Genomic DNA, 24571 nt, shown 5'->3' with positions numbered 1-24571 from the left:
TTGGGTATTATCCTCTTGCAGCGCCTGAAGTTTGCTGTTCAATCAAAGAAATAAGCTCTTCTTGAAACAAATCAAATCTGTTTAATAATGCATTTGCGCGTGTTGTGTACCGGTTATAAGCAATAACAGCCGGTATTGCCGTAAATAAGCCTAGGGCAGTTGCAACCAGGGCTTCTGAAATGCCTGGAGCTACCATTGCTATAGTTGCCTGTTGTGCATGACCCAGTGCCTGGAACGAAGTCATTATACCCCATACTGTGCCAAATAGCCCCACATAAGGCGAGATAGAACCAACTGAGGCAAAAAATGGCAAGTGTTGTTCCATTTTTTCTGCTTCTTTAGCGTGGCTGATTTGCATCACTCGTTGAATAGGTTCAATAGCAACAGTGCCTTGCTTTCTTGCACGAACAAACTCTTTAAAACCTGCATGGAAAATTGCAGCCATGCCCTGCTTTTCTTCCAGATTGCTATCCACATCAGCATAAAGTTTACTTAAGTCACCACTATCCCAGAATCGTTTATTAAACGCATCTGTTAGTTGTTTTTTTCGTTTGAAAAACCAAGCTCTCTGAAAAATTAATGTCCATGATACTAATGAAGCAACTATTAGTAACATCATTACCGATTTAACTACCAAACCCGCCTGCATAAAATACATCAATACATTTGCTTGATTAGTCACCTTTTTCTCCAATATTGAAGTCTATATCTATTAATTCAGCTCTTAGTTTTGATTAGGTAATCGCTGAGGCTTTAAATCACTGTTAACACAAACCACTTTAACTTCCGCTTCACATATCAATATTCCATGTTGATTAACCATTTTTTGATCAAACAAAAAACTACAAGCTCTTAAATCTTTAATTCGGGTTGTCACTGTTAAGAAATCATCTAGTTTTGCAGGATGGATGTATTTAAGTGTTAACTCTTTAATTGCAAATAAAATATTCTGATTTATTAAATTGCTTAATGTCCAATTATTTTTTCTTAATAATTCAGTTCGAGCTCTTTCAAAGTAGCAAAGATAATTGGCGTGATAAACGATTCCCATAAAATCAACATCTTCTGCATATACTCTGACTGTATGTTGATCCGTGGTTGCTTCACTCATACATTATTCCAGTTCTGTTATACTTAAACCAAAATGTTGGTAGGCCATAGGTGTGGCCATTCTACCTCTAGGTGTGCGCATAAGAAATCCTTGTTGTATTAAAAAAGGCTCCAATACATCTTCTATAGTGCCTTTTTCTTCACCGATGGCAGCGGCTATACTGTCTACCCCTACAGGCCCCCCATTAAACCGTTCAATAACTGCAAGCAGTAACTTTCTATCCATAAGGTCAAATCCATGTTGATCTACCTCAAGCATTTCTAAGGCTTTTTGGGCAATTTCGATACTGATTATGCCACTTCCTTTTACTTCTGCATAATCTCTGACTCTTCGTAACAAGCGATTAGCGATACGGGGTGTACCTCTTGCACGTAAAGCAATTTCTCTGGCCCCTTCTGGCTCAGTTGGTACATGGAGCAATTGGGCTGAACGAGTAACAATTTGAGTGAGAGAGTCGACAGAATAATACTCGAGACGTTGTACAATACCAAATCGATCCCTTAATGGAGATGTCAAAAGTCCTGCTCTAGTCGTAGCACCTATCAAGGTAAAGGGAGGAAGCTCTAATTTAATGGAGCGAGCTGCAGGCCCCTCTCCTATCATAATATCCAGTTTATAATCTTCCATGGCAGGATAAAGAATTTCTTCAATCACTGGACTCAAGCGATGAATTTCATCAATAAACAAAACATCATGTTCTTGCAGATTAGTTAAAATGGCAGCAATATCTCCTGCTCTCTCAATAACTGGCCCCGATGTCTGACGAATGCTTACACCCATTTCGTGAGCGATAATATTAGCTAAAGTAGTTTTCCCAAGACCAGGGGGGCCAAAGATAAGAACATGATCCAAAGCATCATTTCTTTTTCTGGCAGCATCGATAAAAATTTGCATTTGCGATCTAACCGCATCTTGTCCTATATACTCAGTAAGACTTAAGGGTCTGATAGCACGGTCAATAGCTTCTTCAGAGACAATACTTTGGGTACTGATTAAGCGATCACTTTCCAGCATAATGGTCTTATAAGATTTTCCGAGATAAAACATTTTAACATATGTTTTTTTAATAGCAGCTGTTTCTTTAGGGATTTATTTATTAAAACTAAATCACTGGTTTTCTCATACCACGCTACATTGAATGTTTTATGAATTAGATGAGGAACACTTCTATTCCTATTGTTATTCTTTTTAATGATTATCCTTTCCATGCAGTGATCTATAAATCCAATAAAGCCCAACGAGCGAAAACGACAAAAACTCCTTTTATTCAATATAGTTATCGATGCCTGATATCAAATAAACAACACAGGCTGAAACATGCAGCTGATTATTATCAATCCCCATCAACTCTCCAAAAATATTTAATACTTTTGTCCCTTTTGGAATATTAATTTTTGATGAAAAATTGTTTGTCCAGACTGCTTCAATGATTTGATTATTTTTTTCAACTTTCAAACGATATACCTGCGATAACTCTGAAAAAGAGATGGTTTTACCTCCGTCTAAAAGTTTAATCATTGTTTTATAACTATAAAAAGCACCACGTTTTCTAAGCGTTGAGCCTCGATTATCAACTAAACCATATCCAGGAGAGACAAGCTGGTGCCAGTAGCATTTATTTACTCGCCCGCTTGCAATAGCTAATAGAAAATAACGCACAAGATAGGCAGTTTGAGTTTCCTCACTGACCATACAGTCTCCATAAGCAGGAGCGTAAGGTTCGGTGCCCAAAACAGGCCAGTTGACTTCTGTGATCCACAAGCTCTTTACAGTTTTACGACTCATTTGCATTATTGAAAAAATCCAATTAATTTTTGAAATGGTATCACAACCAAACTGTTTATTTTCTGGAGCTCCTCGTCGATCAACGTAAAGCTGTATTCCTACTCCATCGTATTTTATTGGCCACCAATGAAGGAGAGATCTGGCAATAAACGGCAGTTCAAAATCAATAATACTAGAGCCAATAAGTTTTATTTCAGGAAACTCCTTTTTTTGAAGTCGTTGAGCGATTTGAAAAAAAGCAAAATACTCATCCATTGATATGAAAGTCCATTTTTTTCGGTTCACTGAATTTCCTATTTGAAAGTACCTTGTAGTTTGTTGCACTCGAGAAAATATTTCTCTCAGGTGTTGTTCTGTACATTTGGGATTATCTATATGTTTTCGATCCTGCAAAATGTGTATCAAAATAGGTTTGTCTGAAAAATGTTGAATAAACTCGAAGTATTTTTCTTTATGATCGTAATCCGCTAAAGGAAAGCGTATTAATAAATAACTTACATTAATTTCATCTACCATTTGTTTCAGTTGTTCAACATTGGGTGATGTTTTTTCTGGAAGAGGATAGTCTGGATTAACACAGAGACCAAAACAATTTACTTTTGTTCCAGGTATAACCCTTGGTTGGAAGACTCTTTTAATTCCAATTAAGGGTATCAAAAGAGATACCAATAATGTTTTTAAGTTCGCATAAGATCCCTTTAAATAAATTGCTCTTTTAGTTTTTTTATCAGCAATTATTTCAGGTTGATCAGAATATTTGTTCCACTTGAAATAATCATTCGACATATCACCTTCCTATATATTTCTCATTTGAAAATTTTTTTCATTTGATTTTTTCTTTCTAATAACATCCTGTATTTTCTTACAGGGCTATGCAGTTGACTAACCCAACCACTATATATAGTATTCGGCCACATGAATATCTACCCCAAAAATGTGGTTGAACTGATGGATCTTTTTCCAACTGAAGAAGCTTGTTTAGAATATTTAAGCCTTATTCGTTGGCCTGATGGCTATGTGTGCATGCGTTGCGATGGAAAGGATGTTTGTAAAATGAGCAGCGGGTTATACCGTTGCCAAACGTGTCGGTATGCCGGATCAGTCATTTCTGGAACGCTTTTTCAAGATACACACAAACCTCTTCGGCTATGGTTTCAAGCCATCTGGTATGTAGTGAGCCAAAAAAACGGCGTTAGTGCACTTGGGCTGCAGAAGGCACTTGGACTGGGTAGTTATCACACGGCTTGGGAGTGGTTACATAAACTTCGTAGAGCTATGGTGCGGCCTGGTCGTGATAAGTTGAGTGGTATTGTTGAAGTAAATGAAACCATGATTGGTGGCGAGCACGCAGGCACACGGGGTCGTGGTGCGGGCGGTAAAACATTAGTGTTGATAGCAGCAGAAGACACAGGCGGTGGCATTGGACGCATTAGGCTTTCTACTATCAGTGATGCATCCGGTGGCGTATTGACCGACACTATTCAGAAAATGGTTTCACTAGGCAGTACAATCCGAACAGATGGCTGGAGTGGATACAGTGGTTTGAGCAGTAACGGGTATACACATTTGTCGATTAGTAATAATAACGTGAAAGAGACCGATGCAATTCAGATTGCTCATCGTGTTGCGTCGTTACTTAAACGCTGGTTGGTTGGCACACACCATGGTGCTATTAACCACAAGAATTTACCCTACTACCTTGATGAATTTACGTTTCGATTTAATCGAAGGACATCCACATCAAGAGGTAAGCTTTTTTTGCGATTAATACAGCAGGCGCTTGAAATTGATCCAGTGCCAGCAAAATCGCTAAACACTATATGTAGTGGTTAGGTTAGTAAACTGCATAGCCCTGTTTTCTTATATGTCTCCATAAGCTATTCAGACAATCTTTTGGATTGCTCTTGGTTAATCTGGCATACTCATCTGCTATGATTTCTACAATGTGGGGGTCAATACTAATTCGATTAAAATTACTTATTCCCAACTCTGTAGATACTTTGCCTATTTTTAACCTGTTAGTATCAACCACACAAAGCTCCAATTCATTCCCCTTTCTTCTAATGAGCGTATTACCAGGGCTGTTGTCGAGGTGAAGGACTCCTTTCTGATGCATGTGATAGCTAAACTGTACAAATAAACACAAAATAGCTTCCCAGTCACATATATTTTTACTGAGAAGTTCACGGATACTAAAATCATAAGCGTAATACTCGGAAATATAATAACTTTGGTAAAGTCTTATTTTCGAACATACTTCAATATAAGCAATTGGTTTGGGTGTGATTATGTTTAAATGACCCAAATAATCTGCGTATTCGTAAGAACGACGAGTTTTACTCACTCGAAAATGTCGATAGATAATTCCATTAGGTGGGTAAGGAATCTTGAAAGATTTAACTACGACAGAAAGGTTGCAAATACTTAGTTGCTTTACTATATTACGACCTTTTTGAATTATATTTGGGCATTCATTGAAACTGAGTTCAAAATCATCTAAGTTTAACCTAACATTTTTGCAATGCGGCGAGACAAAGATATTAATCCTCTTTCTTTCTGGGCTCATGGTTTGTTAACTTTGCATGACCAGCCAAATTTGCTATGTGAAATAAACATGAGCACCTAAATTAAACATTCTAACGTGCTTCTTTAGAAATTAATACATCTAACTCTCAAAGTAATTTTGAATTCCTTTTTACGAAATACCAAATGGTTTTTTAGAATCATCTACTTAATCGACTTTGTCCAATATAATTGATTAACAGTTTTCTCGCCCGAAATATTCTTGATCGAACGGTTCCAATAGGACAATGCATTTTTTTTGCTATGTCCTCATAGGTGAATCCTTGAAGAATATGCATTCCATAGCAAATACGTAACTCTTCAGAAAGTCTCGAAATTGCAGACTCTATTTGTTTACCAAACTCCATGTTGATTAATAAGTGTTCTGGAGAACTATTTAATACGGAATATTGCTCATTAACAAATTGGGCTTCGGAATCTAGTCGTTGACTAACTGTTCGAAAATGGTTTTTTACAGTGTTTTGAGTTATTTTATATAACCATGTTGAAAACGTGCTTTCTTCTTTAAAATAATCCAGATATCGATATACTTTAAACAGAACCTCTTGTGCCAAATCATTTACAGTTGAGCGATCATTAGTATAAAAATATATGATATGTTGTATTTTATGATCATAACGCCCAAGGAGCATATTATAGGCATTAATGTTACCTTTCTGTGCTAGTCTGACTAATTGCTCATCACTATCACCAGTTTTAATGTCCATAATTACCTCTTTGATCCATTATGGTTTCTTGCATTACAACTGAATTTACCAAGCATAATCGTATATTTTTTGCTCATAATGTATTATTATACACTATTTTTAAGGGTTTTGAGATGGAGCAATCGCAATTGGGACCCTGTCAATTGATCGTTAAATAAAAGGATAAATTTTTTTTTATTGGAATGAGACAGTTCAATAAGCTGAAATAGCATATTATGTATAAGTACAGAAGCTCCATCATAGTGTTTTGTTGAATCGTTGTTCATGACTAAAATCCATTCATTTGTACCACATCTAATTTGTTGTAGGGTAGAGCAAGGGCTTTGGTGGATTAAGTCGAATCTTAGCTGAATTAATATTAAAAAAATTAAACTACACTTGATTACTAAATATAGCGAGGAGTAGCTCAATAATGAAATACTTAATATATAAATAACTAGAACAAAACGCAGATAAATTTTCGATTTTTCAGGTTTAATTGTTATTTCGGATGATACTGACAATTTCGTATAACTCTTTGTCTTGTGGATCTTCATGGCCCATTAGCCATGCAAATAACTCAGGGTCAGTACTGTTAAGTAATAAATCGAATGTTTTAATTTCATTGTCAGTAAGCTTACCAATACCCTCCTGGAGAAAACGCTGTAAAATAAGGTCAAGTTCCAGCATCCCTCGTCTACAATGCCATGAAAGTCTTGCTTTTTCCCGTACATCTAACATTGATGATACTCTCTAGTCTAATTGTTCTCACTACTGATTTGAGATCTATATTAATGGTTTTTAACCTTTAAAAGATTATCTAAAACTGCCGTCTTACCATACGAAGTAGATTTATCATTATGAAATTCAATGAAGCATCGCTCTGGGTTCAGATTTGTAAAAAAGCTAAACTCTAGTATAAAATACATTCCCACTGATAAGCAATTCTTTGTGATCTGATGATACACTACTCCTTATAGAAACGAAACCGTGCATTTATTATGAAAAGTACTTTTGATCATTCGATTAACTCCCGAGTATTTACAACATTTGGTTCATTGGATAGCGAACTAAACTTTAATAAAGACAATAATTATTTATTTGATTTATCCTATTTAGGAGTCCTTAATATAGCTGGTGATAAAGCCCAGGATTTTCTACAGGGACAATTAACATGCGATTTGCGTTTGGTTTCTGATATTCAAATGATTGAAGGAGCACAATGCAATCTTAAAGGAAGAGTTCTATCTTTGCTGGATGTTATCAACTGGAATGGCTTTAAGCTTGTTTTACCTGAGGATTTAATGGAGCTAACTCAGGGCTCATTTACCAAGACAGCCCAATTATCACGAGTTTCTATTGAAAAAAATAATGATTTAAAAATTTTTGGTTTTTACTTGCAAAATCCAAATGATGTTATTCCTGATGCAACATATTTACCCAATAATCTCTACGCTCAGGCTCACAGTTCTAATTATTGCTATTATCATCTGGGTAATGGATTTTATATATTCATTATACACAAAGATATTGAACATGAATTTTGTAAAATTTTTTTAGAACATAATCAATTACTGGGTTCTTTGACGTGGCATACTTTAAGATTATATAACCAGCAAATTGATATATATCCGGAGTCAAGAGGTTTATTTTTACCCCATCGATTAGGTTTACATCAAACTCAATATGTTAGTTTTGAAAAAGGTTGCTATAAAGGTCAGGAAATTATTGCAAGAACTCATTACCGAGCAACTTTAAAGCATGAGTTACGTTTTTTTGTTATTCAATCAGACCATAATATTTATTCAGGTCAGAAATTGCTAAAAATTACAGATGAAACAGAAATTGGAGAATTAATAGATTACGCTCCAATTGGAACTAATAATTATATAATTGCAGTGAGCATCCTTAAAGAAGCAGCAGAACTCATACGATTTGAAGGCCATAGTGACACAATACCCCTGCAAGTGCCGGAACTGTGAATACTTAAGTTAAAAAAATCTGATTTCATATGGAATCAGATTTTTTTAAGGTGAAGTATAGGGCTTTGAGTCTGAAATCTTCCTGGCAGAAAATAAGTAGTTAACCTCTTAACAAAAACTCACCTTTTGTTTAGTAAGATTTTACGTGTCTTTCTTTAATATTCAACCAAGTTAACCCTAAATTTGAGTTTCTGTAGATTCTAACTACTATACTTTGATTTCAGGTAATATAATTAAGTCAACAATTAAATTAAATCGGATAAGGGAATATTAAATGAGTGCTGATTTGTTCACAGAAGCGTTGTCGCGACTTGATCGAGCATCGCCGTATGCGCATATTGAGCCAGAGGCAATAGAAAGATTGAAACATTCAAAAGCCTGTCTTGAAGTTTCTATACCCGTGCGTATGGATGATGGCAGGCTGCAGGTTTTCACAGGTTATCGTGTGCATCATAATGATGTCCGAGGACCAACTAAAGGAGGCATTCGCTTTCACCCAGGAGTTACTCTTTCTGAAATTCAAACCCTTGCATTTTGGATGACCATAAAGTGTGCCGTAGTAGGTGTCCCATTCGGCGGGGCCAAAGGAGGAATTATTGTTGATCCGAAACATTTATCACGTTTGGAGTTAGAACGATTAAGCCGAAGTTATATTTCATCAATAGCTGATTTTATTGGACCTGATTTAGATATTCCTGCTCCTGATGTTTATACCAACTCTATGATTATGGGTTGGATGATGGATGAATACTCTAAAATTGTACGTCAAGCAGTACCGGCCGTTATTACAGGGAAGCCCATCCCGTTGGGCGGAAGCCAAGGCCGTGATGATGCAACTGGTCGTGGGGCTTATTATTGTATTAAAGAGTTAGAAAAAATAAAGCGATGGAGATCAAAAGAAAAGCGAGTAGCCATACAGGGGTTTGGTAATGCAGGACAACATATTGCTGAACTATTATATCAAGATGGTTATAAAATTGTGGCTGTCAGCGATTCAAAAGGAGGAATTTTTCGAAAACAGGGGCTTGATGTTCCAAGCATTATTCAGATTAAAAATAGTTCTGAACAAGTTCAGGCGGTTTATTGCAAAGGTTCAATTTGCGAACTGATTGAAGCAAACAATATCAGTAATGAAGAGTTATTGGAATTAGATGTTGATATTTTGATACCAGCTGCACTTGAAAATCAGATAACACAAACAAATGCATCAAGAATAAAAGCCCCAGTTATTGTGGAAATTGCAAATGGACCTACAACTGTAACGGCAGATATTATTTTAAAAGAAAGGGGTATTTTAGTGATTCCTGACATTTTAGCCAATGCAGGTGGGGTGACTGTTAGCTATTTTGAGTGGGTACAAAATAAATCAGGATATTATTGGACCTTAGAAAAAATTCATCGTCATCTGTATGAAATAATGTCGAGAGAATTCACCAATGTTTATCAATTAATAGAGTTTCACCAAACGGACATGCGCACTGCTGCCTATATTCATGCTTTGGACAGATATACTGAAGCTGTTGTTGCTGAAGGTACACAAGGGTATTATCAGAAGTCCTGACTTTTAGTTTATCCTGAGCACAGTGCCCAAAACAAAATAATAATTACGAGTATCCCATTCCTCTTGCTCTATTATGAAGAAATAATGCTGATGAATCCTGGGCAGCGTCCCTGGAGAAACCATGCCATTTTGAAATGACAAATGACATGGTTTCAGGACAGGTTAATACACTGATTCCAATTTTGAATAAGACTGCAATGTTGTTTGAGTTAAATCAAGTAACTCTCTAATAGCCACAAAAAACATGGTATAGTTTAAGGCAGTGCTTGATTTTAAATCAGCTAAAATATGACGCCATCGTTCAATTAATGCACTATGGTTTTGACCCCATGCTTCCAGTCGTGAGTCCAGGTCTTTATATTTACTATCATAATTTAAAATCCCATCTGTTAATTGACGCTGTTGCCAATCCAAGTCATCTCGTAATGCCTCTCTGGATAACGACTCCCAATGGTTTTCAGTAGTATGAACGATAACCTGAGTTCTAATCCAACCTAAATCCAGGAATTCTTCAATGCCAAAGTAAACTTCGGCAACTTTTGGAATGTTCAACTCCCTCTTATGCGCTATTTCAATAATATCAGTGGCTGCAAACAAAGCACGGGTCACGGTTAACTCATGCGCTAAATTTGGAGGTATTCCATCATTAACTTGTGCATGATATTGCTCATCATAATGAGCACGTAATTGTTCCCCAAAAACTGCAGGCATGCATTTTTTAAGCTCTTTAACTCCCTGAGAATAGATTTTCACAGCCTGACTGATATCCAGAGTTTTTCGTTGAGAGCGTAAAAACCAGCGAGTTACTCGTCTTGAAAGCCTGACATAAAGCATCATCATATCAATTTGTTTTTGCGAGCTGATTTTGGTTCCTAACTCTTCAATTTGCCTCCAGATTGATTCTAAATCAAGAACATTTCGAGCTATCATATACGCACTAACTATTGCAGAGACTGGTGCTCCGGTTTCATCCTGTAATCTATAAACGTAAGTAAAGCCCATTTCATTGATTATAATATTGCTTAATCTGGTAGCAATGATTTCTCTTCTTAAAGGATGATCTTGCATTTGCTTGCTAAAACGTTCCTGTAAAGGCTTGGGGAATGCACCAATTAGAATCTGATTCATGTAGCTTTCTTCGGGCACATCAGAAGCCAGTATTTGCTCTTTCAAAAGAGTCTTACTGTAGCACATTAACACAGCAATTCCGGGTCGACCCAAACCATGCCCTTTTAGCTTGCGCTCTAATAAAGCTTTATCATCTGGTAAAAACTCCAGACTTCTATCTATTTTACCAGTTCGTTCTAATTCATTAATGTAACGTCCTTGTAACTCAAGCGATCTTATGGCTTGGGAGGCAGATAAACTAATGGCCCGTGTTTGCAAGAAATTATCCCTGAGCACTAATTTTGCGACTTCATCGGTCATTTCACTTAAGAGTTCATTTCTTTGTTTAGGAGTCAGATCCCCAGCGGTAACGATAGTATTCAATAAAATTTTAATATTGACTTCTTTATCAGAACAATTAACCCCACCGGAATTATCAATAAAATCGGTATAAACCATGCCACCATGGGATGTATATTCAGAACGGGCCAACTGCGTTAAACCCAAATTACCACCCTCTCCAACTACTTTACAACGTAATTGCCTTGCGTTGACTCGAGTAGCATCGTTGGTTCTGTCACCGACACTTGTATTACTTTCCGTAGCAGCCTTGACATAGGTTCCAATCCCTCCACTCCATAACAAATCCACTTTAGCTTTTAAAATGGTTTTGATTAATTCATTAGGCTCAATATTATTTTGCTTGATATCAAAAACCCTCTGCATCTCAAGGCTTACCGGAATGGATTTTGCGCTCCGATTAAATATGCCGCCTCCTTTTGATATAAGCTTCTTATCGTAATCTGCCCAACTGGAGCGAGGTAAATAAAATAAACGCTCTCTTTCTTTAAAACTTATTTCAGCGTCAGGATCTGGATCGATGAAAATATGCATATGATTAAATGCACCAACAAGCTTTATATGTCTGGATAACAACATGCCATTTCCAAAGACATCGCCAGCCATGTCTCCAATACCAACAACAGTAAAATCATTATTGGATATATCTATATCCAGCTCATAAAAATGACGTTTTACTGATTCCCAGGCTCCCCTGGCGGTAATGCCCATTTTTTTATGATCATAGCCAATAGATCCTCCTGATGCGAACGCATCTCCTAACCAAAATCCATATTCCATTGAAATAGAATTGGCAATATCAGAAAAGGTTGCAGTTCCTTTATCTGCTGCCACTACAAGATAAGGATCATCTTCATCATAAAATACTACATTTTTTGGTTTAACCAGCACACCATCTTTATAATTGTCAGTTATATCAAGTAATCCACGAATAAATAATTTATAACAGTTAATACCCTCTTCCAATATTTCTTCTCGGGTACCATTTACAGGTAAACGTTTCGGAACAAAACCACCTTTAGCCCCGCTAGGCACGATAACAGAGTTCTTAACTTGCTGTGCTTTCATTAGGCCAAGAATTTCTGTACGAAAGTCCTCTCTTCTATCGGACCAACGTAATCCTCCACGAGCAACTTTACCGCAACGCAAGTGAACCCCTTCGAACCGTGGTGAATAAACAAAAATTTCAAACATTGGCTGAGGTTTGGGCACACCGGGTATGTTTTTACTATTGAGCTTGATTGAAATATAGCTTTTGGGATTACCTTTAGTATCTACCTGATAAAAATTCGTACGCAAAGTTGCACTAATAGCTTGTACGTATTGTCGGATTATTTTATCCTCATCAAGATTAGAAACATTATCCAGATCCGTTAATATTTCAGCCGCTAAAGAACTAAAATGCTCATTTCGATCGGATATATCTGCAGGGTTGCATCGAACTTCAAATAGCCTCACTAACTTTTTAGCAATAGTAACATTATTATTTAAAGCCTTTTCCATGTATTCCTGACTAAAGGTAAAACCAATTTGTTTGAAATATTTTGCAAAAGTTCTTAATATTTCTACTTCACGCCAATCAAGTCCAGCTGCTAATACTAATTGATTAAATCCATCATTTTCAGCTTCACCAAACCATACTTTGCTAAACGCATTTTGAAATAGCTCTTTTATCTCATCGAGATGAAACTCTGATTCCTTGTTGTATTGCATGGCAAAATCATTTATCCAGGTAATCTTACCGTCTTCAAATTTAAGGACATATGGACGCTCACTAATAGCCCTTAAACCCAAATTTTCTAATATTGGTAATACATCAGACAAAGGAATCGTTGTTCCATGTTGATAAACTTTCAATCTAAAACTATTTGCTGGTTCATCAAGAGGTTTATAAAAATTAATTCCCAAGGGGTTTTCTGGTGTCAGCATCTCTATATGTTTAATATCATAGACTGCTGTTCTAGGTGTAAAGTTATCGCTATAAGAAAACGGGAAGGCGCTTCGATAATGCGCAAATAGTGCATTTGCCTGCTCTTCACCATACGCTTCAGATAAATGATGTTGAAGATCATCAGTCCATGAACGACCAACCTCAATGAGTTTCTTTTCGATTTCCTTTAAATCATACTCGGGACGATCTTTAGGATTGACTTTAATAATAAAATGGATTCGTGCCAGAATAGATTCAGAAAACAGAGTTGAGAAACTAATTTCTTCTGCGTTAAAGCTATCGGACAGTATTCTCTGCATGGCATATCTTAACTCGGTATTAAACCGATCTTTAGGCACATAAACCAGGCAGGAAATAAAACGTCCATACACATCCGCACGCGCAAACATGCGAATACGCTTCCTATCTTGCATATAGAAAATGCCCATGGCAATTTCTAATAACTCATCGTCTGATCCTTGTATGAGATCATCGCGGGGCAAGGTTTCGAGAATATTCAAAAGTACCTTACCTGCATGACTGTGATTATTTAGTTTGGAGTTCTCCATAATTAATGCAACTTTATGTCGCAGAAATGGAATGTGTTTCGGATTGGTGTGGTAGGCAGCAGAGGTATATAGTCCAATAATTCGCCTTTCCCCAATAACCTCTCCCTTTTCATTGAAGCGTTTTACTCCAATATAGTCGGTATAAGCATCTCTATGGACACTGGCGAGAGTATTTGTTTTTGACATAACCAAAATACGAGAAGAAAGGGTTAATTCTTGTGCCTCTGGAGTCATCGCAGAAATACTTCGGGCACTTGATTTACTTAAGTTTTCACGTAAAACACCCAGACCTGTTTTAGGAATCGCCTGCAGGAGAGTCTCTTTACCTTTTTCAACCAACTCATAATCACGCATGCCTAAAAAGGTGAAGTGATGGTCCTCAATCCATTTTAAAAAGGCCTTGGTTTCTTCTACTTCATTTTCATCAATTAATTTAGGCACTTTATCGAGTTCATTGATTGCTTCCCGAACTTCAGCCCGCATTTTCCCCCAATCTTCATAAACAACTCGATTATCCTCGAGAACTCGCTCAAAATTTTTATGTAATTCTTCCAGAATACGCGGATCTGTTTGACGATCAATTTCTATAAATATCGGTGCTTCACGCAAAACTCCTTTTGTATCTTTTTCTTTACTCCTGGGAAGTATTGCGCAAACACGGTGATTTTTGTCCCTTTTTACTCTAATGCCACCCATATGAATAATCAGATGGGAAGCAAGTCCCATTCTATGAATAACCATTCGAAGAGAATCAACTATAAATGGCATGTCGTCACAGACGATTTCAACTACGGTATGTGTGGTTTGCCAACCATGACGCTCAAAATCAGGATTATAAATTCTTATTTTAGTCTCATGAGGCATGCGCTCACTGATCAATGCCCAGAAGTTTACTACGGCACCGTAAAGATCATCTATATCCCACTCATCAAGGTCTTCCAGAGCCACAGTTCCATACAGTTGTCTGGCAAAATCCGCGCAAAACTCCGTCTGCTCTCCAGCCATAGCATGTTTTATTTTCTCAACGACTCCTTCAATTATAACGTCTTTACCCTCTTCAAATTTATAGGACATTAGTTCACCCCGTCAGTTTTGCTCATGCTCTGCAGCATTAATTGATATTTATATTATTGAATATATACTAGAGTTTCTGTTGTTACCCAGCATCCTAATTCAATAATTTCATTATTATTCATACGAATACAACCATGAGAAGCAGGTGTACCCAATACTGTAGTATCAGGTGTACCATGGATATAGATATACCTTTCCAGGGTATCTACATCCTCACCTTTATTTCTCCCTGGCTCCAAACCATCGAGTTGAATTACTCGTGTCAGTATCCAGTCTCTATCAGCAAATTGGGTTGCCAATTGCACTGTATACAGTTCTCCTGTCCATTCTCTTGCGATAAATACACTATTTATAGGTTGATCTCGTCCGATTATAGAGTGAATTTTATGCCATCCTCTCGGAGTACATTCGCTATTTTTTTTTTCACCCACACCATTTTTACCTGTAGAAACAAGATAGGTAGAAACCAGCTGATCATTCTCAAAGCAGGCCATTTCCTGTTTTGCAGTTGAAATAAAAATAATTTTATTATTTTGAGCCATCTCAGGAATCACTAATTGCAATTGTTTTCTTATTTACAAATTCTAATATACCTTCTTGAGATAATTCACGCCCGTAACCCGAGTGTTTAATCCCGCCAAAAGGCAATCTGGGATCTGAGGCGACAAATGAATTTACAAAGCAGACTCCTGCTTCTATCTCATTCGTTGCAATAGACTCCCCTTTTTTCAGATCTCGAGTAAACACAGCGGCCCCCAGACCGTATTGGCTTTTATTTGCATAAGCAATGGCTTCTTTCTCATCATCAACAAAACTAACAGCAATAACAGGACCAAATAATTCTTCATCAAAAGCAGTCATACCGGGCTTAACATCAGTTAATAGTGTTGGGGAATAATAAAATCCCTTACCATCAGGAATTATACCACCACACAATAATTTAGCACCTTGTTTAATAGATTTTTCTACTTGTTTATGCAAAGTATCTCGTAAATCTTTTCGCGCAAGTGGACCTAAATTAGTTTTAGGATCCAACGGATCACCCATTTTAAACACTGACATGCAGTGGATAATTTTATCAATCAATTCCTGACCGATCGATTGAACGGCAATGACGCGTTTGGCTGCGATACATACTTGGCCAGAATTATTCAGTCTGGAGGTCACAATACAGTGTGCAGCCAATTCGAGATCAGCATCTTCAAGTACCAAATAGGGATCAGAACCTCCCAGCTCTAATACCGACTTCTTTAAAAACTTCCCTGCATGGGCAGCAACCAAGCTACCAGCCCGCTCACTTCCGGTTAAAGTTACAGCTGAAATATGGTGATGTTCAATTATTTTTGCCGCGCACTCATTATCTACAATAAGGTGTTGAAACAGATAAGGAGGAAATTTAGCCTCTTTGAATAATTGTTCTATTTTATTCCCGGTACCTGAAGTAATTGGAGCATGTTTTAATACAGCCGCGTTACCGGCCATAATTGTTGGCGCTGCAAAACGAAAAACCTGCCAGAATGGAAAATTCCAAGGCATGATTGCGAAAATAATGCCTAACGGATTATAACAGACCTTTGCTACTTTCATTTCAGTTTGAATAAAACGAGACTTTAGATAAGATTCCGCATGCTTTGCATAGTGCTCGCAAACCCAGCTGCATTTATCAATTTCTGCCTTACCTGCGGTTATAGGTTTACCCATTTCTTGGGACATCAACAGGGCGAGCTCATCTCTTCTTTCTGCAAGAAGATGAGCCATCTTCAACATTAAACCCTGCCTTGTAGCAAATGATGTTTCCTTCCAGGATAAATAAGCCTCATATCCTGCATCAATTTTTTTATTAATTAACGGTTCACTTAAACACTCATAGTAGTGTAATGTCTCTTCTGTAGCAGGATTAACAGTTTCAATTTTCATCATGTCACCAAAGAAATTAGATAATGTTATTTTTTTAGACAGACAGCGAGTACTATTTTGACTAAAGTTACCAACTCTCCTTGCACTTTACTTTTGATTGTTGATACTATTTTTATATTCTATGCTGTTTTGTGCCAAACAGCAGTATAAATTAATTAGTTAATGTAATTAAATTAATTAACGTTAGGACCATTAATGAGCCAAATTAAGCAACACTTTCACCCTTTGCATTATGCTGCAGCCTGGGGTGTTCATTTATTTACCGCGAGCGCGGCGTGCATTGGAGTTTTTACTTTATACAAAATCTATCAACATGAATATATTTTTGCTCTCTGGCTTATGGCTGCTACTGTATTTATCGATGCGGTTGATGGCAGTCTGGCGCGTCTAGTCCATATTAAAAGTATTTTACCCAAGATTGATGGGGCTTTATTAGATAACATAGTTGATTTTGTGAATTATGTGATTACCCCCTGTTTTTTCTTGTTAGTCAAACCGGATATGTTGCCGCCGGAGTATTCCATACTTATTATTTGTGCCATCACAATTACTTCATCCTATCAATTTTGTCAGGCTGATGCGAAAACACCGGATCACTTCTTTAAAGGATTTCCCTGTTATTGGAATATAGCTGTTTTTTATATGTATATTCTCAATACGTCAATGAATTTAAACGCACTTTTATTGTCTTTCTTGTGTGTTCTCATCTTTGTTCCAGTGAAATACGTATATCCTTCAAGATTGGATTATTTAACCGATTCAAAAGTATTGAAGATACTGATGCATTGTTGCTCTACAATTTACGGAATAAGTTCTGCTTGTTTATTAATTTATTACCCTGAGAATAATACTATATGGCTTAGTCTGTCCCTGGGTTACATTGGCATGTACTTGTTTTTAAGTTTTTACAGAACCTACTCACCCATGATTAAGGCAAAAATTGCCGCAAATAGAGATTAACAGGAATATTTTGATTCCAGGATAGACTTTAGATTTTTTATGATTAAAATAGTGCCTATATTTAGTTCTTGAGGTAATCATGTTATTATTTAATCCCATTAAAAAATCAATACTTCTATGCGTACTGATAATCAATAATGTAGATGCAGCAGCCACATTTCCAAGGGGCTGCGAAGTTTCCGGTTTTGGATATAGCGAAAATTATTTAATTTTAAATGAGCGTGGTGAACAATCTTATTATTTAATCCAAAACCGCTCTGATGCTAAAATTGAATTGCAGCGTCACGAAACAGGTGATGTCTTTATGAGTCCACCGCTACAAGCATCACTTTCACCCATGAATTGGGCTGCCTTTGCTTCCGATGTAAGAAATTTAAACTTCAAATGTTACAAACATGTAGCAGAAAATACCTCAATTGTTGATTGTCGCGATGTGCTGGATGTTTGCCAATACCCCAGAGTAAAATTTGCCTTGAGTAATATGGGAAACTATTGGATTTCTTCTGATAAATCGCAAAAAGATGTGATACAAGACTCGGTAGCTAAGGGGATTTACCTGAAATGGTGATTAGTGTCTAGCAAAGTTTATTACGACAATCGATATATAATTTTAGGACTTATTGGGTCCCTGATCGTATTATTCGGTTATGGACAAGATTCCCCGCAAACTTACTATATTTGGGGTGCCTTTGCGCTCCTTGTAACTGCCATTCACTACAAGCTACTTTACTTTATTGCCTTGGAAATTATCATAGCTGCTGGACACTCAGCTATTCTTCTTGGGGTTGGTCGTTACACCCAAATGGCATTGCCGGTTTTTCTTTGCATCCAACTACTGATTTTCTATCTTATGGTAGGAAAAGAAAACAGTATTTTCTTATTAATTGGCATTGTTGGAATTGCTCTTCATTGTCTTGGTTTTAGCTATAATGATCAGTGGATTTTCTTTTCCGGCAGTTCGTTTATTGCAATTTACGCCTATCATAGCGCTTTTGAAGGACGTTACCCATCTTATATTTGGGCTATTCTTAATACAGTATTTGCGCTATTGGCTCTTTATAAAATTTTTCTTTAATCTTTTAGGAATGAATATGAGCAAAACAGCATCTAATATGCTTCCCTTAGGCACCATAGCACCTGACTTTGAATTAAAGGATGTGACTACAGGCAATCGAATTAAATTAAACGACTCTACTGATTATATTGCAACGGTCATCATGTTCATCTGTAACCATTGCCCCTATGTTAAACATTTAAACGCTAATCTCACTCAACTTGCCAACGAATACAGTTCTAAAAACATTCGATTTCTGGCTATTAACTCAAATGATGTAGAAAGTTATCCTGATGACTCTCCTGAGAATATGCGTATCACAGCAAAATCGGAGCATTATCCCTTCCCCTATCTCTATGATGAAACTCAAGAAGTTGCCAAGGCCTATAATGCGGCCTGTACTCCTGATTTTTATGTGTTTGATACAAAATTATGTTTGGTATATCGCGGTCAGTTTGATGATTCCAGACCTGGAAATAATATCCCGGTTTCCGGCGACTCAATACGTAAAGCATTAGATTGTCTGATCAGCCCATGCAATCTGGATTTTGAGCAAAAACCCAGTCTTGGATGCAATATCAAATGGAAGTGATTTAATTGTAACCAGCCTAAATTTATCTACGCATTTAAAGCACTAAAAAGGCCTCGTAACGGGCCTTTTTAGCAATTGATGCTCGCTTAGATATTAGATTTCGGCTCTCCGTTTGCTTCATTTTCAGAATCGTTATCTATATCAATACCTTCAGTCTGCTGTTTAAACTTGGATTTAGCTTCCGCTAATTTTTTTGCAGAATCAGTCTCAGGTTTGGTAAAAAATGTATTTATGTATCCATGCTTGGTTGTTGATTCTACTAGTACCGCAGGTATAACTGTAACCCCTGCCACCACACCCAAAATGGCTTTAGTAACTGCTAGTAATTTACCTAGAAAACCCGAGCTATCCCACCAGACACCACGATGCTGTTTAAATTCCTTCTCAGCGGTCTCTATTGCATCTGTACATTTGGTTTTAAAATCATCGAGCTGTTTAACAGTAGGGTTTTTTTGGGCGAAAAACAAGCTGCCTTCTGCCTCTAAGGTACTCAATAGGATCCCAGCTGAATTTACTACTTCGTTATACTTCTCACCAACGAGTTGTTGTTTATTAGCTAATTCAGTACCTAATGCTTCAAGTTCTGACAGTAACATAACAAATTTCAATTCATGTTCACTTAAATCAACCGGTTTCTTTTTCTTCTGTGGAGGTGGAGACTTATTTTCAAAATCACGAGCACCAAGAAAAGGCTCCTCCGATTCCAACTTCTTCTGTGCAGGTGGTGACTCCTCTTCAAAATCACCAGCACCAAGAAAAGGCCCCAATTCAATGGCATCCGATTCCAACTGAGGCGGCACAATCAGTACCGGATCTGCTTGGCCGATAGCTAATTGATGAGGTTCTTCAGGTACCATACCTACTAGTAAATTCTGGCCTACTGAATTATTTGCCAATGAACTATCCACTAGTGTTACTGAACTACCTGAATTTATGGGGAACAGAGAACTGTTAACAAAGCTGCCAATTGCTCCTCGTTGTATAGTTTGAGCACTTAAACTCAAAGCCACGAATTCATTTACTAAATGGAATGTTTGTTCCGCTGTAAAAATAGTTGCTGGTTTGTTAGCATATTGAGCTGCCATTCCATTCATAACTTGACTAATCTGCTGTTCCAAATCCAGATATGCAGTACCTAAAACACGTACCAAAGTACCAACATGACTCGCAGATTGAGCGATTAGGTTAGTAACATCTGCTAAAGATTTTACTACTAACTCACCTGTTGAAGCTTTTACCAAAGCACTACTCATAGTACCCTGAGTTAAACTACGTAATTCTTTTTGGCTCAAAGAGCCTATACGTCCTGTTAAAGCTCCAGGATCCACATTATTCATAACGATGGATATTGCCGCAGCCTGTTCACGAGACGTAAGTACCATCTGTAGCGGTTGAGAAGCCACTCCCTGTTCCTTAAAAGTGGATAGGATACGAACTAATGTTGACGAATCAGTGAGTATGTCATCTAAACTAACGTGCATCACTTTAACAGAGCCATCAACTTCTGCAACAAAGGTGGCATATTGTTTCTCACCACGTTGCAGTTCCTGGGTTACCTTAACCATGCTAACCACGGTTCCCAAAAACTGACGCGCCAATGCTACATCTTTTGATGAGATATCCTCATTCCTACTCAATACCCCAAGTATGGTTTCTAGAGCAGCCAGTTGATTTTGTTGCGATATCGTGGCAACAGCACCGTGGGAATCACCAGAAGTGATTTGCTTTAATCCTTCTGCTACACTTTCAGTACCCAGTATTTCCAGCAAACGCTCGTTATCAAGTAGTGCCATCACATCTTTATTTTCAATCAATTGAGCTACTGCTTTTTTTACTTCCTTAGACGCGGTCAGGAACAAGACGTCTACCAGAGAACCGCCTTTTTCAACTACTTGATTAATTTTTTTGCGATTATCCTTAACTTGTTCTTGGTGTTGTTCTCTCATTTCTCGAAGCAATTGTTCATTTTCTTCATGTTTCACATTAATTTTTGTCGCAAATGAGGTCAAATCTTTGAAATATCCTGTTCTTTCTTCGCCTTTTGGAAGTTTTCTAAGAAAATTCTGAAGTTCTTTTGTCAGGTCCTTGAATATTTGCAGCCTCTCATCAATCGTTCGGCTGGTTGCCTTCAAATAATCTTCAGTTGCAGCTTCTATTTGCCTAAATAATTCAGGTATTACACTTTCAGCCTCTCGTACTTTCTGTTGTTCCTGTTCAGCATATTCCCGCATTTTTTCTGCTTGTTTATTATGAGAACTAATCAAACTTGGTAAAATTCTACGTAACTGTTTAATGTTATCTACGTCTGTTGCTCTTGCCTCTTGAAGCGCTTTCGTCTGAGCAGGAGAACGATCCATTTTTTCAAGTTCTTCTGACAGCCTACCAAGGTTTTCTAAAGCGTCTTGAAGTTCTTTAGCTTTCTCTTGAGGAGGATTATACGAGTTTCGAGCAAGTTCAGTTCGTAAGACTTGATACTGGTTTAATTTGGAGTGAAACGCATCCACTACTTTTTTCTTACTTTCCCTTTTTGCTTTTGACATAATTAATAGCCTTCAAAATTTATACATGATCTAATTATACACACTTTTAATTAAAAAATCACACATTATTCCAAATGAAAGCAAATATCGATGAAGCTTAAAAAATTTAGAGCACGAAAAAATAAAATAATACGACACAACACGTTGTTTTTTTTAAGATTGTTTTATAAATTATAAAACGATTGAATATATATTGAATATATTGGGAATTCGGAGTGAACTTTGTATTGAGAATAAGCCTTCAATTTGAATGAAGGCTTATGAATGAAATTACTTGGCTGCAACAATCTCGATTTGTAGATTCGCTATCACATCGCTATGTACATGTATTTCTACCACATAGTTACCAATTGAATGTAATGGACCTTCTGGCATCACAATTTCGCGTTTGCTTATTTCCATTTTTTTGGCAATTAAAGCTTCCTTAATTTCGTTAACCCCAACAGAGCCGTATAATTTGCCTTCATCACTTGCCATAGCGCTGATGACAACGGTAGTATCATTCAGTTTTGCAGCACGTTGTTCTGCAGAGGCTAATGATTGCTGAGCTTTTTTCTCAAGCTCTGCACGACGTTGCTCAAACAGCTCAATACTTTTAGCTGTGGCAAAAACTGCTTTATTCTGTGGTATTAAAAAGTTACGGCCATAGCCTGACTTAACGCTTACTTTATCGCCCAAACTACCTAAATTACGAACTTTCTCTAATAAGATTACTTCCATCTTAATAACCCCTTAAGTTGATTCTCTCACCCTTGTTGGGAGATACAATCTAAAATTAAACAAACTATCTAATGAGCCAAACACAATATAAGCTAATAATACAAAAGATGGTTTAAACAATACTAACAATAATAATAAAATAACTACTCTTACTTGATTTTTACGAGCCAAAATATAATAAGCCAAACTAAACCCTGATGTTAGAAAATAGGATAATACGAGTGGCAATAAATTTATGGCATACGAAATTTCATAATAAGATCCAATTGAAACTCCAAGTAATACTAAAAACGATAGTCTACCACTGCGAAAGCCTAATAATTCATCCCTAAAACCACCAGGCATGTACAGTTTAGATTGTATGGATCGGGCAAACATTAAAGAAATTATTGCCGAAACAATCACACTTAATATCTGCACACCAAAAAACAATTGAGCCAGTACAAAAGAACTGAGTCCGTCAGTACTACTATCGATTAGGTGTTGATACTCCTGATACTCAATCAATACACTTTTGAATTGATTAAATTGAGCCATAATCAAATCTGGTGCCAATAGCTGAATTAATAAAAAACCAATAAAGGCCTGAATTAAAAACACGCCAAAGACTATCTGCCAACTCATTGATTTACGCAAACATAGTGCAGATATATAACAAGGTACATAGGCAATTAAAGTGTTTGCTAATGCACTGTCTAATGGCATAAGCATCATTAATGGTACAGAATGGACCACTAGTGCAGGTAACATGACCTCAAAACCAGACTTGGCGCCTTTTCTTAAGGTCACTAGAATAACTAAAGCAACAGAAAGCCAAGATGCAAAAGGCACTACTGAAAGAATAACAGCATACAAAATAGCATGCTGCTTATTTTCAAGTAATGTTTTACTGTGTTTAATTATAAAATTGCCTGCACGTATCATTTTATTATTTATTATCTATGGCTATCACAATAAGGCAACAAACCTATAAACCTGGCGTGCTTGATTGCTTTTGCTAATTGTCTTTGAAATCGAGTTTGAGTCCCTGTAATTCGACTGGGAACTATTTTACCCGTTTCAGAAATGTAATTTTTTAATAAATTGATATCTTTATAATCAATTTCGTTGCCACCTTCAGCACTGAAGCGACACATTTTTTTTCTACGAAAATAAGCTGACATAAATGCTCCTCTTAAGCGGTTCTGGTTTCTTTCTCTTTTTTCATTAAAACAGATTCACTAGTAATCGCCTGTTTTTGAACAGTAATTAAGTTTCTTAAAATTGCATCATTAAATTTGAATGCATTTTTAATCTCTTCCAGTGCTTCAAGGTTACACTCTACATTCATCAATATGTAGTGAGCTTTATGTACATCATTAATTGGGTAAGCGAGCTGACGACGGCCCAGGTCTTCTTTACGGTGTATCACACCTTCGTGTTTACTTATGATCCCTTCATAGCGCTCAACCATTGCTGGCACTTGTTCGCTTTGATCTGGGTGCACAAGAAACATAATTTCGTAATGTCTCATGATTTCTCCTTGTGGATAAAAGCCTTCCATTATTTAAAATAAGGTAAGGCAAGGTTTAAAAAGCTGCTAATCATAACCCATTTGCCCAATTCATACAATCATAAAACCACTCAAAATTGATTAACTGTATTCAAGTATGAGCACTCTAACTTTTGATTCAATAAATATATTCTTTTTAATATCAATTGACTTAGAAAGATACATGACTTTTTTTTAATAATATTTATTGTAATAGTAGTGACAAGTATCCCTAAATTAGGTTACCGTCTGCACTAGATCAAACTGCGGAATTTTTAGATAACTTATTATAAAATAACGAGGTTTTTAATGGATATTATTTCCCTTCAATTTGAAGAACCCTTAATAATTCGTATTGCCGACACTGTTGTGAAAATACTAGCGTTTAAAACTCAAGAACATGGGAATATTAAATTTGGAGTAGATGCTCCCCGATCTGTTAATGTGCATAGAGAAGAGATATTTCATGCGATTAAGAAAAAAGAACTCCTAAATCTGACAGAATAGTC

Annotated in this window: 23 protein-coding genes; 8 read left to right on the top strand and 15 right to left on the bottom strand. The window is 36.8% G+C overall.

Annotation, left to right across the window (positions count from 1 at the left end):
* Positions 1-7 precede the first annotated feature (7 nt).
* The 4 genes from tolQ to HRS36_RS09280 form a co-directional block, all read right to left on the bottom strand.
* Complete coding sequence (gene tolQ / locus HRS36_RS09295; RefSeq protein ID WP_173237086.1) at positions 8-682, bottom strand: protein TolQ; 675 nt, start codon at positions 680-682, stop codon at positions 8-10.
* Between the two features lie 42 nt (positions 683-724).
* On the bottom strand, positions 725-1111 hold the full coding sequence (ybgC, locus tag HRS36_RS09290; RefSeq protein WP_173237085.1) for a tol-pal system-associated acyl-CoA thioesterase: 387 nt from the start codon (positions 1109-1111) through the stop codon (positions 725-727).
* 3 nt (positions 1112-1114) lie between these two features.
* A complete protein-coding gene (gene ruvB, locus HRS36_RS09285) occupies positions 1115-2125 on the bottom strand; it encodes a Holliday junction branch migration DNA helicase RuvB (RefSeq protein ID WP_173237084.1) in 1011 nt (336 codons plus the stop codon).
* Between the two features lie 249 nt (positions 2126-2374).
* A complete protein-coding gene (locus tag HRS36_RS09280; protein WP_173237083.1) occupies positions 2375-3682 on the bottom strand; it encodes a hypothetical protein in 1308 nt (435 codons plus the stop codon).
* Between the two features lie 129 nt (positions 3683-3811).
* Between HRS36_RS09280 and HRS36_RS09275 the strand changes: the two genes are divergently transcribed.
* Complete coding sequence (locus tag HRS36_RS09275; RefSeq protein ID WP_173235413.1) at positions 3812-4729, top strand: IS1595 family transposase; 918 nt, start codon at positions 3812-3814, stop codon at positions 4727-4729.
* Between the two features lies 1 nt (position 4730).
* Here the strand turns inward: HRS36_RS09275 and HRS36_RS09270 are convergent, their stop codons facing one another.
* From HRS36_RS09270 to HRS36_RS09260, 3 genes are all read right to left on the bottom strand, one after another.
* Positions 4731-5462, bottom strand: a complete 732-nt coding sequence (locus tag HRS36_RS09270; protein WP_173237082.1) for a hypothetical protein — start codon at positions 5460-5462, stop codon at positions 4731-4733.
* A 157-nt stretch (positions 5463-5619) separates the two neighbouring features.
* Entirely contained in the window at positions 5620-6186 is a 567-nt protein-coding gene (locus HRS36_RS09265) for a sigma-70 family RNA polymerase sigma factor (protein WP_173237081.1), read from the bottom strand.
* A 474-nt stretch (positions 6187-6660) separates the two neighbouring features.
* Positions 6661-6906, bottom strand: coding sequence for an FAD assembly factor SdhE (locus tag HRS36_RS09260; RefSeq protein ID WP_173237080.1), 246 nt, complete (start codon positions 6904-6906; stop codon positions 6661-6663).
* 260 nt (positions 6907-7166) lie between these two features.
* Between HRS36_RS09260 and ygfZ the strand changes: the two genes are divergently transcribed.
* A complete protein-coding gene (gene ygfZ, locus HRS36_RS09255; protein ID WP_173237079.1) occupies positions 7167-8147 on the top strand; it encodes a CAF17-like 4Fe-4S cluster assembly/insertion protein YgfZ in 981 nt (326 codons plus the stop codon).
* 274 nt (positions 8148-8421) lie between these two features.
* Complete coding sequence (locus HRS36_RS09250; protein ID WP_173237078.1) at positions 8422-9708, top strand: Glu/Leu/Phe/Val family dehydrogenase; 1287 nt, start codon at positions 8422-8424, stop codon at positions 9706-9708.
* A gap of 162 nt (positions 9709-9870) precedes the next feature.
* Here HRS36_RS09250 and HRS36_RS09245 read toward each other — a convergent pair whose 3' ends face one another.
* Genes HRS36_RS09245 through HRS36_RS09235 form a run of 3 tightly spaced genes read right to left on the bottom strand, consistent with a single transcriptional unit; the run spans position 9871 to position 16665 of the window.
* Complete coding sequence (locus HRS36_RS09245) at positions 9871-14748, bottom strand: NAD-glutamate dehydrogenase (RefSeq protein WP_173237077.1); 4878 nt, start codon at positions 14746-14748, stop codon at positions 9871-9873.
* Positions 14749-14801: 53 nt separating this feature from the next.
* Entirely contained in the window at positions 14802-15290 is a 489-nt protein-coding gene (locus HRS36_RS09240; protein WP_173237076.1) for a L,D-transpeptidase, read from the bottom strand.
* Position 15291: 1 nt separating this feature from the next.
* Positions 15292-16665, bottom strand: coding sequence for an NAD-dependent succinate-semialdehyde dehydrogenase (locus tag HRS36_RS09235; RefSeq protein ID WP_173238501.1), 1374 nt, complete (start codon positions 16663-16665; stop codon positions 15292-15294).
* 195 nt (positions 16666-16860) lie between these two features.
* Here HRS36_RS09235 and pcsA point away from each other — a divergent pair, with 195 nt between their 5' ends.
* From pcsA to HRS36_RS09215, 4 genes are all read left to right on the top strand, one after another.
* Positions 16861-17625 (top strand): phosphatidylcholine synthase, encoded by a 765-nt coding sequence (pcsA, locus tag HRS36_RS09230; protein WP_173237075.1) that lies wholly within the window; start codon positions 16861-16863, stop codon positions 17623-17625.
* Between the two features lie 79 nt (positions 17626-17704).
* Complete coding sequence (locus HRS36_RS09225) at positions 17705-18193, top strand: enhanced entry protein EnhB (protein WP_173237074.1); 489 nt, start codon at positions 17705-17707, stop codon at positions 18191-18193.
* A gap of 3 nt (positions 18194-18196) precedes the next feature.
* Entirely contained in the window at positions 18197-18700 is a 504-nt protein-coding gene (locus tag HRS36_RS09220; RefSeq protein ID WP_173237073.1) for a hypothetical protein, read from the top strand.
* Between the two features lie 16 nt (positions 18701-18716).
* Entirely contained in the window at positions 18717-19271 is a 555-nt protein-coding gene (locus HRS36_RS09215; protein ID WP_173237072.1) for a thioredoxin family protein, read from the top strand.
* An 86-nt stretch (positions 19272-19357) separates the two neighbouring features.
* On the opposite strand, the gene HRS36_RS09210 is transcribed toward HRS36_RS09215, so the two are convergent.
* From HRS36_RS09210 to rpsF, 5 genes are all read right to left on the bottom strand, one after another.
* The gene (locus tag HRS36_RS09210; protein ID WP_173237071.1) at positions 19358-21811 is read right to left on the bottom strand and encodes a hypothetical protein; all 2454 of its coding nucleotides are present in this window, start codon (positions 21809-21811) and stop codon (positions 19358-19360) included.
* 270 nt (positions 21812-22081) lie between these two features.
* Entirely contained in the window at positions 22082-22531 is a 450-nt protein-coding gene (gene rplI / locus HRS36_RS09205; RefSeq protein ID WP_173237070.1) for a 50S ribosomal protein L9, read from the bottom strand.
* A 12-nt stretch (positions 22532-22543) separates the two neighbouring features.
* Positions 22544-23455: a hypothetical protein gene (locus tag HRS36_RS09200; protein WP_173237069.1), complete on the bottom strand. Its 912-nt coding sequence runs from the start codon at positions 23453-23455 to the stop codon at positions 22544-22546.
* Positions 23456-23466: 11 nt separating this feature from the next.
* Positions 23467-23694: a 30S ribosomal protein S18 gene (gene rpsR, locus HRS36_RS09195; RefSeq protein WP_018578206.1), complete on the bottom strand. Its 228-nt coding sequence runs from the start codon at positions 23692-23694 to the stop codon at positions 23467-23469.
* 11 nt (positions 23695-23705) lie between these two features.
* Positions 23706-24044 (bottom strand): 30S ribosomal protein S6, encoded by a 339-nt coding sequence (rpsF, locus tag HRS36_RS09190; protein ID WP_173237068.1) that lies wholly within the window; start codon positions 24042-24044, stop codon positions 23706-23708.
* Positions 24045-24371: 327 nt separating this feature from the next.
* On the opposite strand from rpsF, the gene HRS36_RS09185 reads away from it, so the two are divergent.
* The gene (locus HRS36_RS09185) at positions 24372-24569 is read left to right on the top strand and encodes a carbon storage regulator (protein WP_173237067.1); all 198 of its coding nucleotides are present in this window, start codon (positions 24372-24374) and stop codon (positions 24567-24569) included.
* Positions 24570-24571: the final 2 nt, after the last annotated feature.

Origin of the sequence: Legionella antarctica (genome assembly GCF_011764505.1) — a bacterium.
Lineage (GTDB): Bacteria > Pseudomonadota > Gammaproteobacteria > Legionellales > Legionellaceae > Legionella > Legionella antarctica.
The sequence above is the reverse complement of the archived record's forward strand: the minus strand, read 5'-3'. Positions and strand labels throughout refer to the sequence as shown.

What these genes read in the sequence shown, in the direction of transcription:
- HRS36_RS09245 (WP_173237077.1), bottom strand. Translation starts at nt 14,748, where the DNA reads ATGTCCTATAAATTTGAAGAGGGTAAAGACGTTATAATTGAAGGAGTC.
- HRS36_RS09260 (WP_173237080.1), bottom strand. Translation starts at nt 6,906, where the DNA reads ATGTTAGATGTACGGGAAAAAGCAAGACTTTCATGGCATTGTAGACGA.
- HRS36_RS09200 (WP_173237069.1), bottom strand. Translation starts at nt 23,455, where the DNA reads ATGATACGTGCAGGCAATTTTATAATTAAACACAGTAAAACATTACTT.
- HRS36_RS09185 (WP_173237067.1), top strand. Translation starts at nt 24,372, where the DNA reads ATGGATATTATTTCCCTTCAATTTGAAGAACCCTTAATAATTCGTATT.
- HRS36_RS09275 (WP_173235413.1), top strand. Translation starts at nt 3,812, where the DNA reads ATGAATATCTACCCCAAAAATGTGGTTGAACTGATGGATCTTTTTCCA.
- rpsR (WP_018578206.1), bottom strand. Translation starts at nt 23,694, where the DNA reads ATGTCAGCTTATTTTCGTAGAAAAAAAATGTGTCGCTTCAGTGCTGAA.
- ygfZ (WP_173237079.1), top strand. Translation starts at nt 7,167, where the DNA reads ATGAAAAGTACTTTTGATCATTCGATTAACTCCCGAGTATTTACAACA.
- HRS36_RS09225 (WP_173237074.1), top strand. Translation starts at nt 17,705, where the DNA reads ATGTTATTATTTAATCCCATTAAAAAATCAATACTTCTATGCGTACTG.
- rplI (WP_173237070.1), bottom strand. Translation starts at nt 22,531, where the DNA reads ATGGAAGTAATCTTATTAGAGAAAGTTCGTAATTTAGGTAGTTTGGGC.
- HRS36_RS09240 (WP_173237076.1), bottom strand. Translation starts at nt 15,290, where the DNA reads ATGGCTCAAAATAATAAAATTATTTTTATTTCAACTGCAAAACAGGAA.
- HRS36_RS09215 (WP_173237072.1), top strand. Translation starts at nt 18,717, where the DNA reads ATGAGCAAAACAGCATCTAATATGCTTCCCTTAGGCACCATAGCACCT.
- ruvB (WP_173237084.1), bottom strand. Translation starts at nt 2,125, where the DNA reads ATGCTGGAAAGTGATCGCTTAATCAGTACCCAAAGTATTGTCTCTGAA.
- HRS36_RS09210 (WP_173237071.1), bottom strand. Translation starts at nt 21,811, where the DNA reads ATGTCAAAAGCAAAAAGGGAAAGTAAGAAAAAAGTAGTGGATGCGTTT.
- HRS36_RS09235 (WP_173238501.1), bottom strand. Translation starts at nt 16,665, where the DNA reads ATGAAAATTGAAACTGTTAATCCTGCTACAGAAGAGACATTACACTAC.
- HRS36_RS09250 (WP_173237078.1), top strand. Translation starts at nt 8,422, where the DNA reads ATGAGTGCTGATTTGTTCACAGAAGCGTTGTCGCGACTTGATCGAGCA.
- rpsF (WP_173237068.1), bottom strand. Translation starts at nt 24,044, where the DNA reads ATGAGACATTACGAAATTATGTTTCTTGTGCACCCAGATCAAAGCGAA.
- HRS36_RS09280 (WP_173237083.1), bottom strand. Translation starts at nt 3,682, where the DNA reads ATGTCGAATGATTATTTCAAGTGGAACAAATATTCTGATCAACCTGAA.
- pcsA (WP_173237075.1), top strand. Translation starts at nt 16,861, where the DNA reads ATGAGCCAAATTAAGCAACACTTTCACCCTTTGCATTATGCTGCAGCC.
- HRS36_RS09270 (WP_173237082.1), bottom strand. Translation starts at nt 5,462, where the DNA reads ATGAGCCCAGAAAGAAAGAGGATTAATATCTTTGTCTCGCCGCATTGC.
- HRS36_RS09265 (WP_173237081.1), bottom strand. Translation starts at nt 6,186, where the DNA reads ATGGACATTAAAACTGGTGATAGTGATGAGCAATTAGTCAGACTAGCA.
- ybgC (WP_173237085.1), bottom strand. Translation starts at nt 1,111, where the DNA reads ATGAGTGAAGCAACCACGGATCAACATACAGTCAGAGTATATGCAGAA.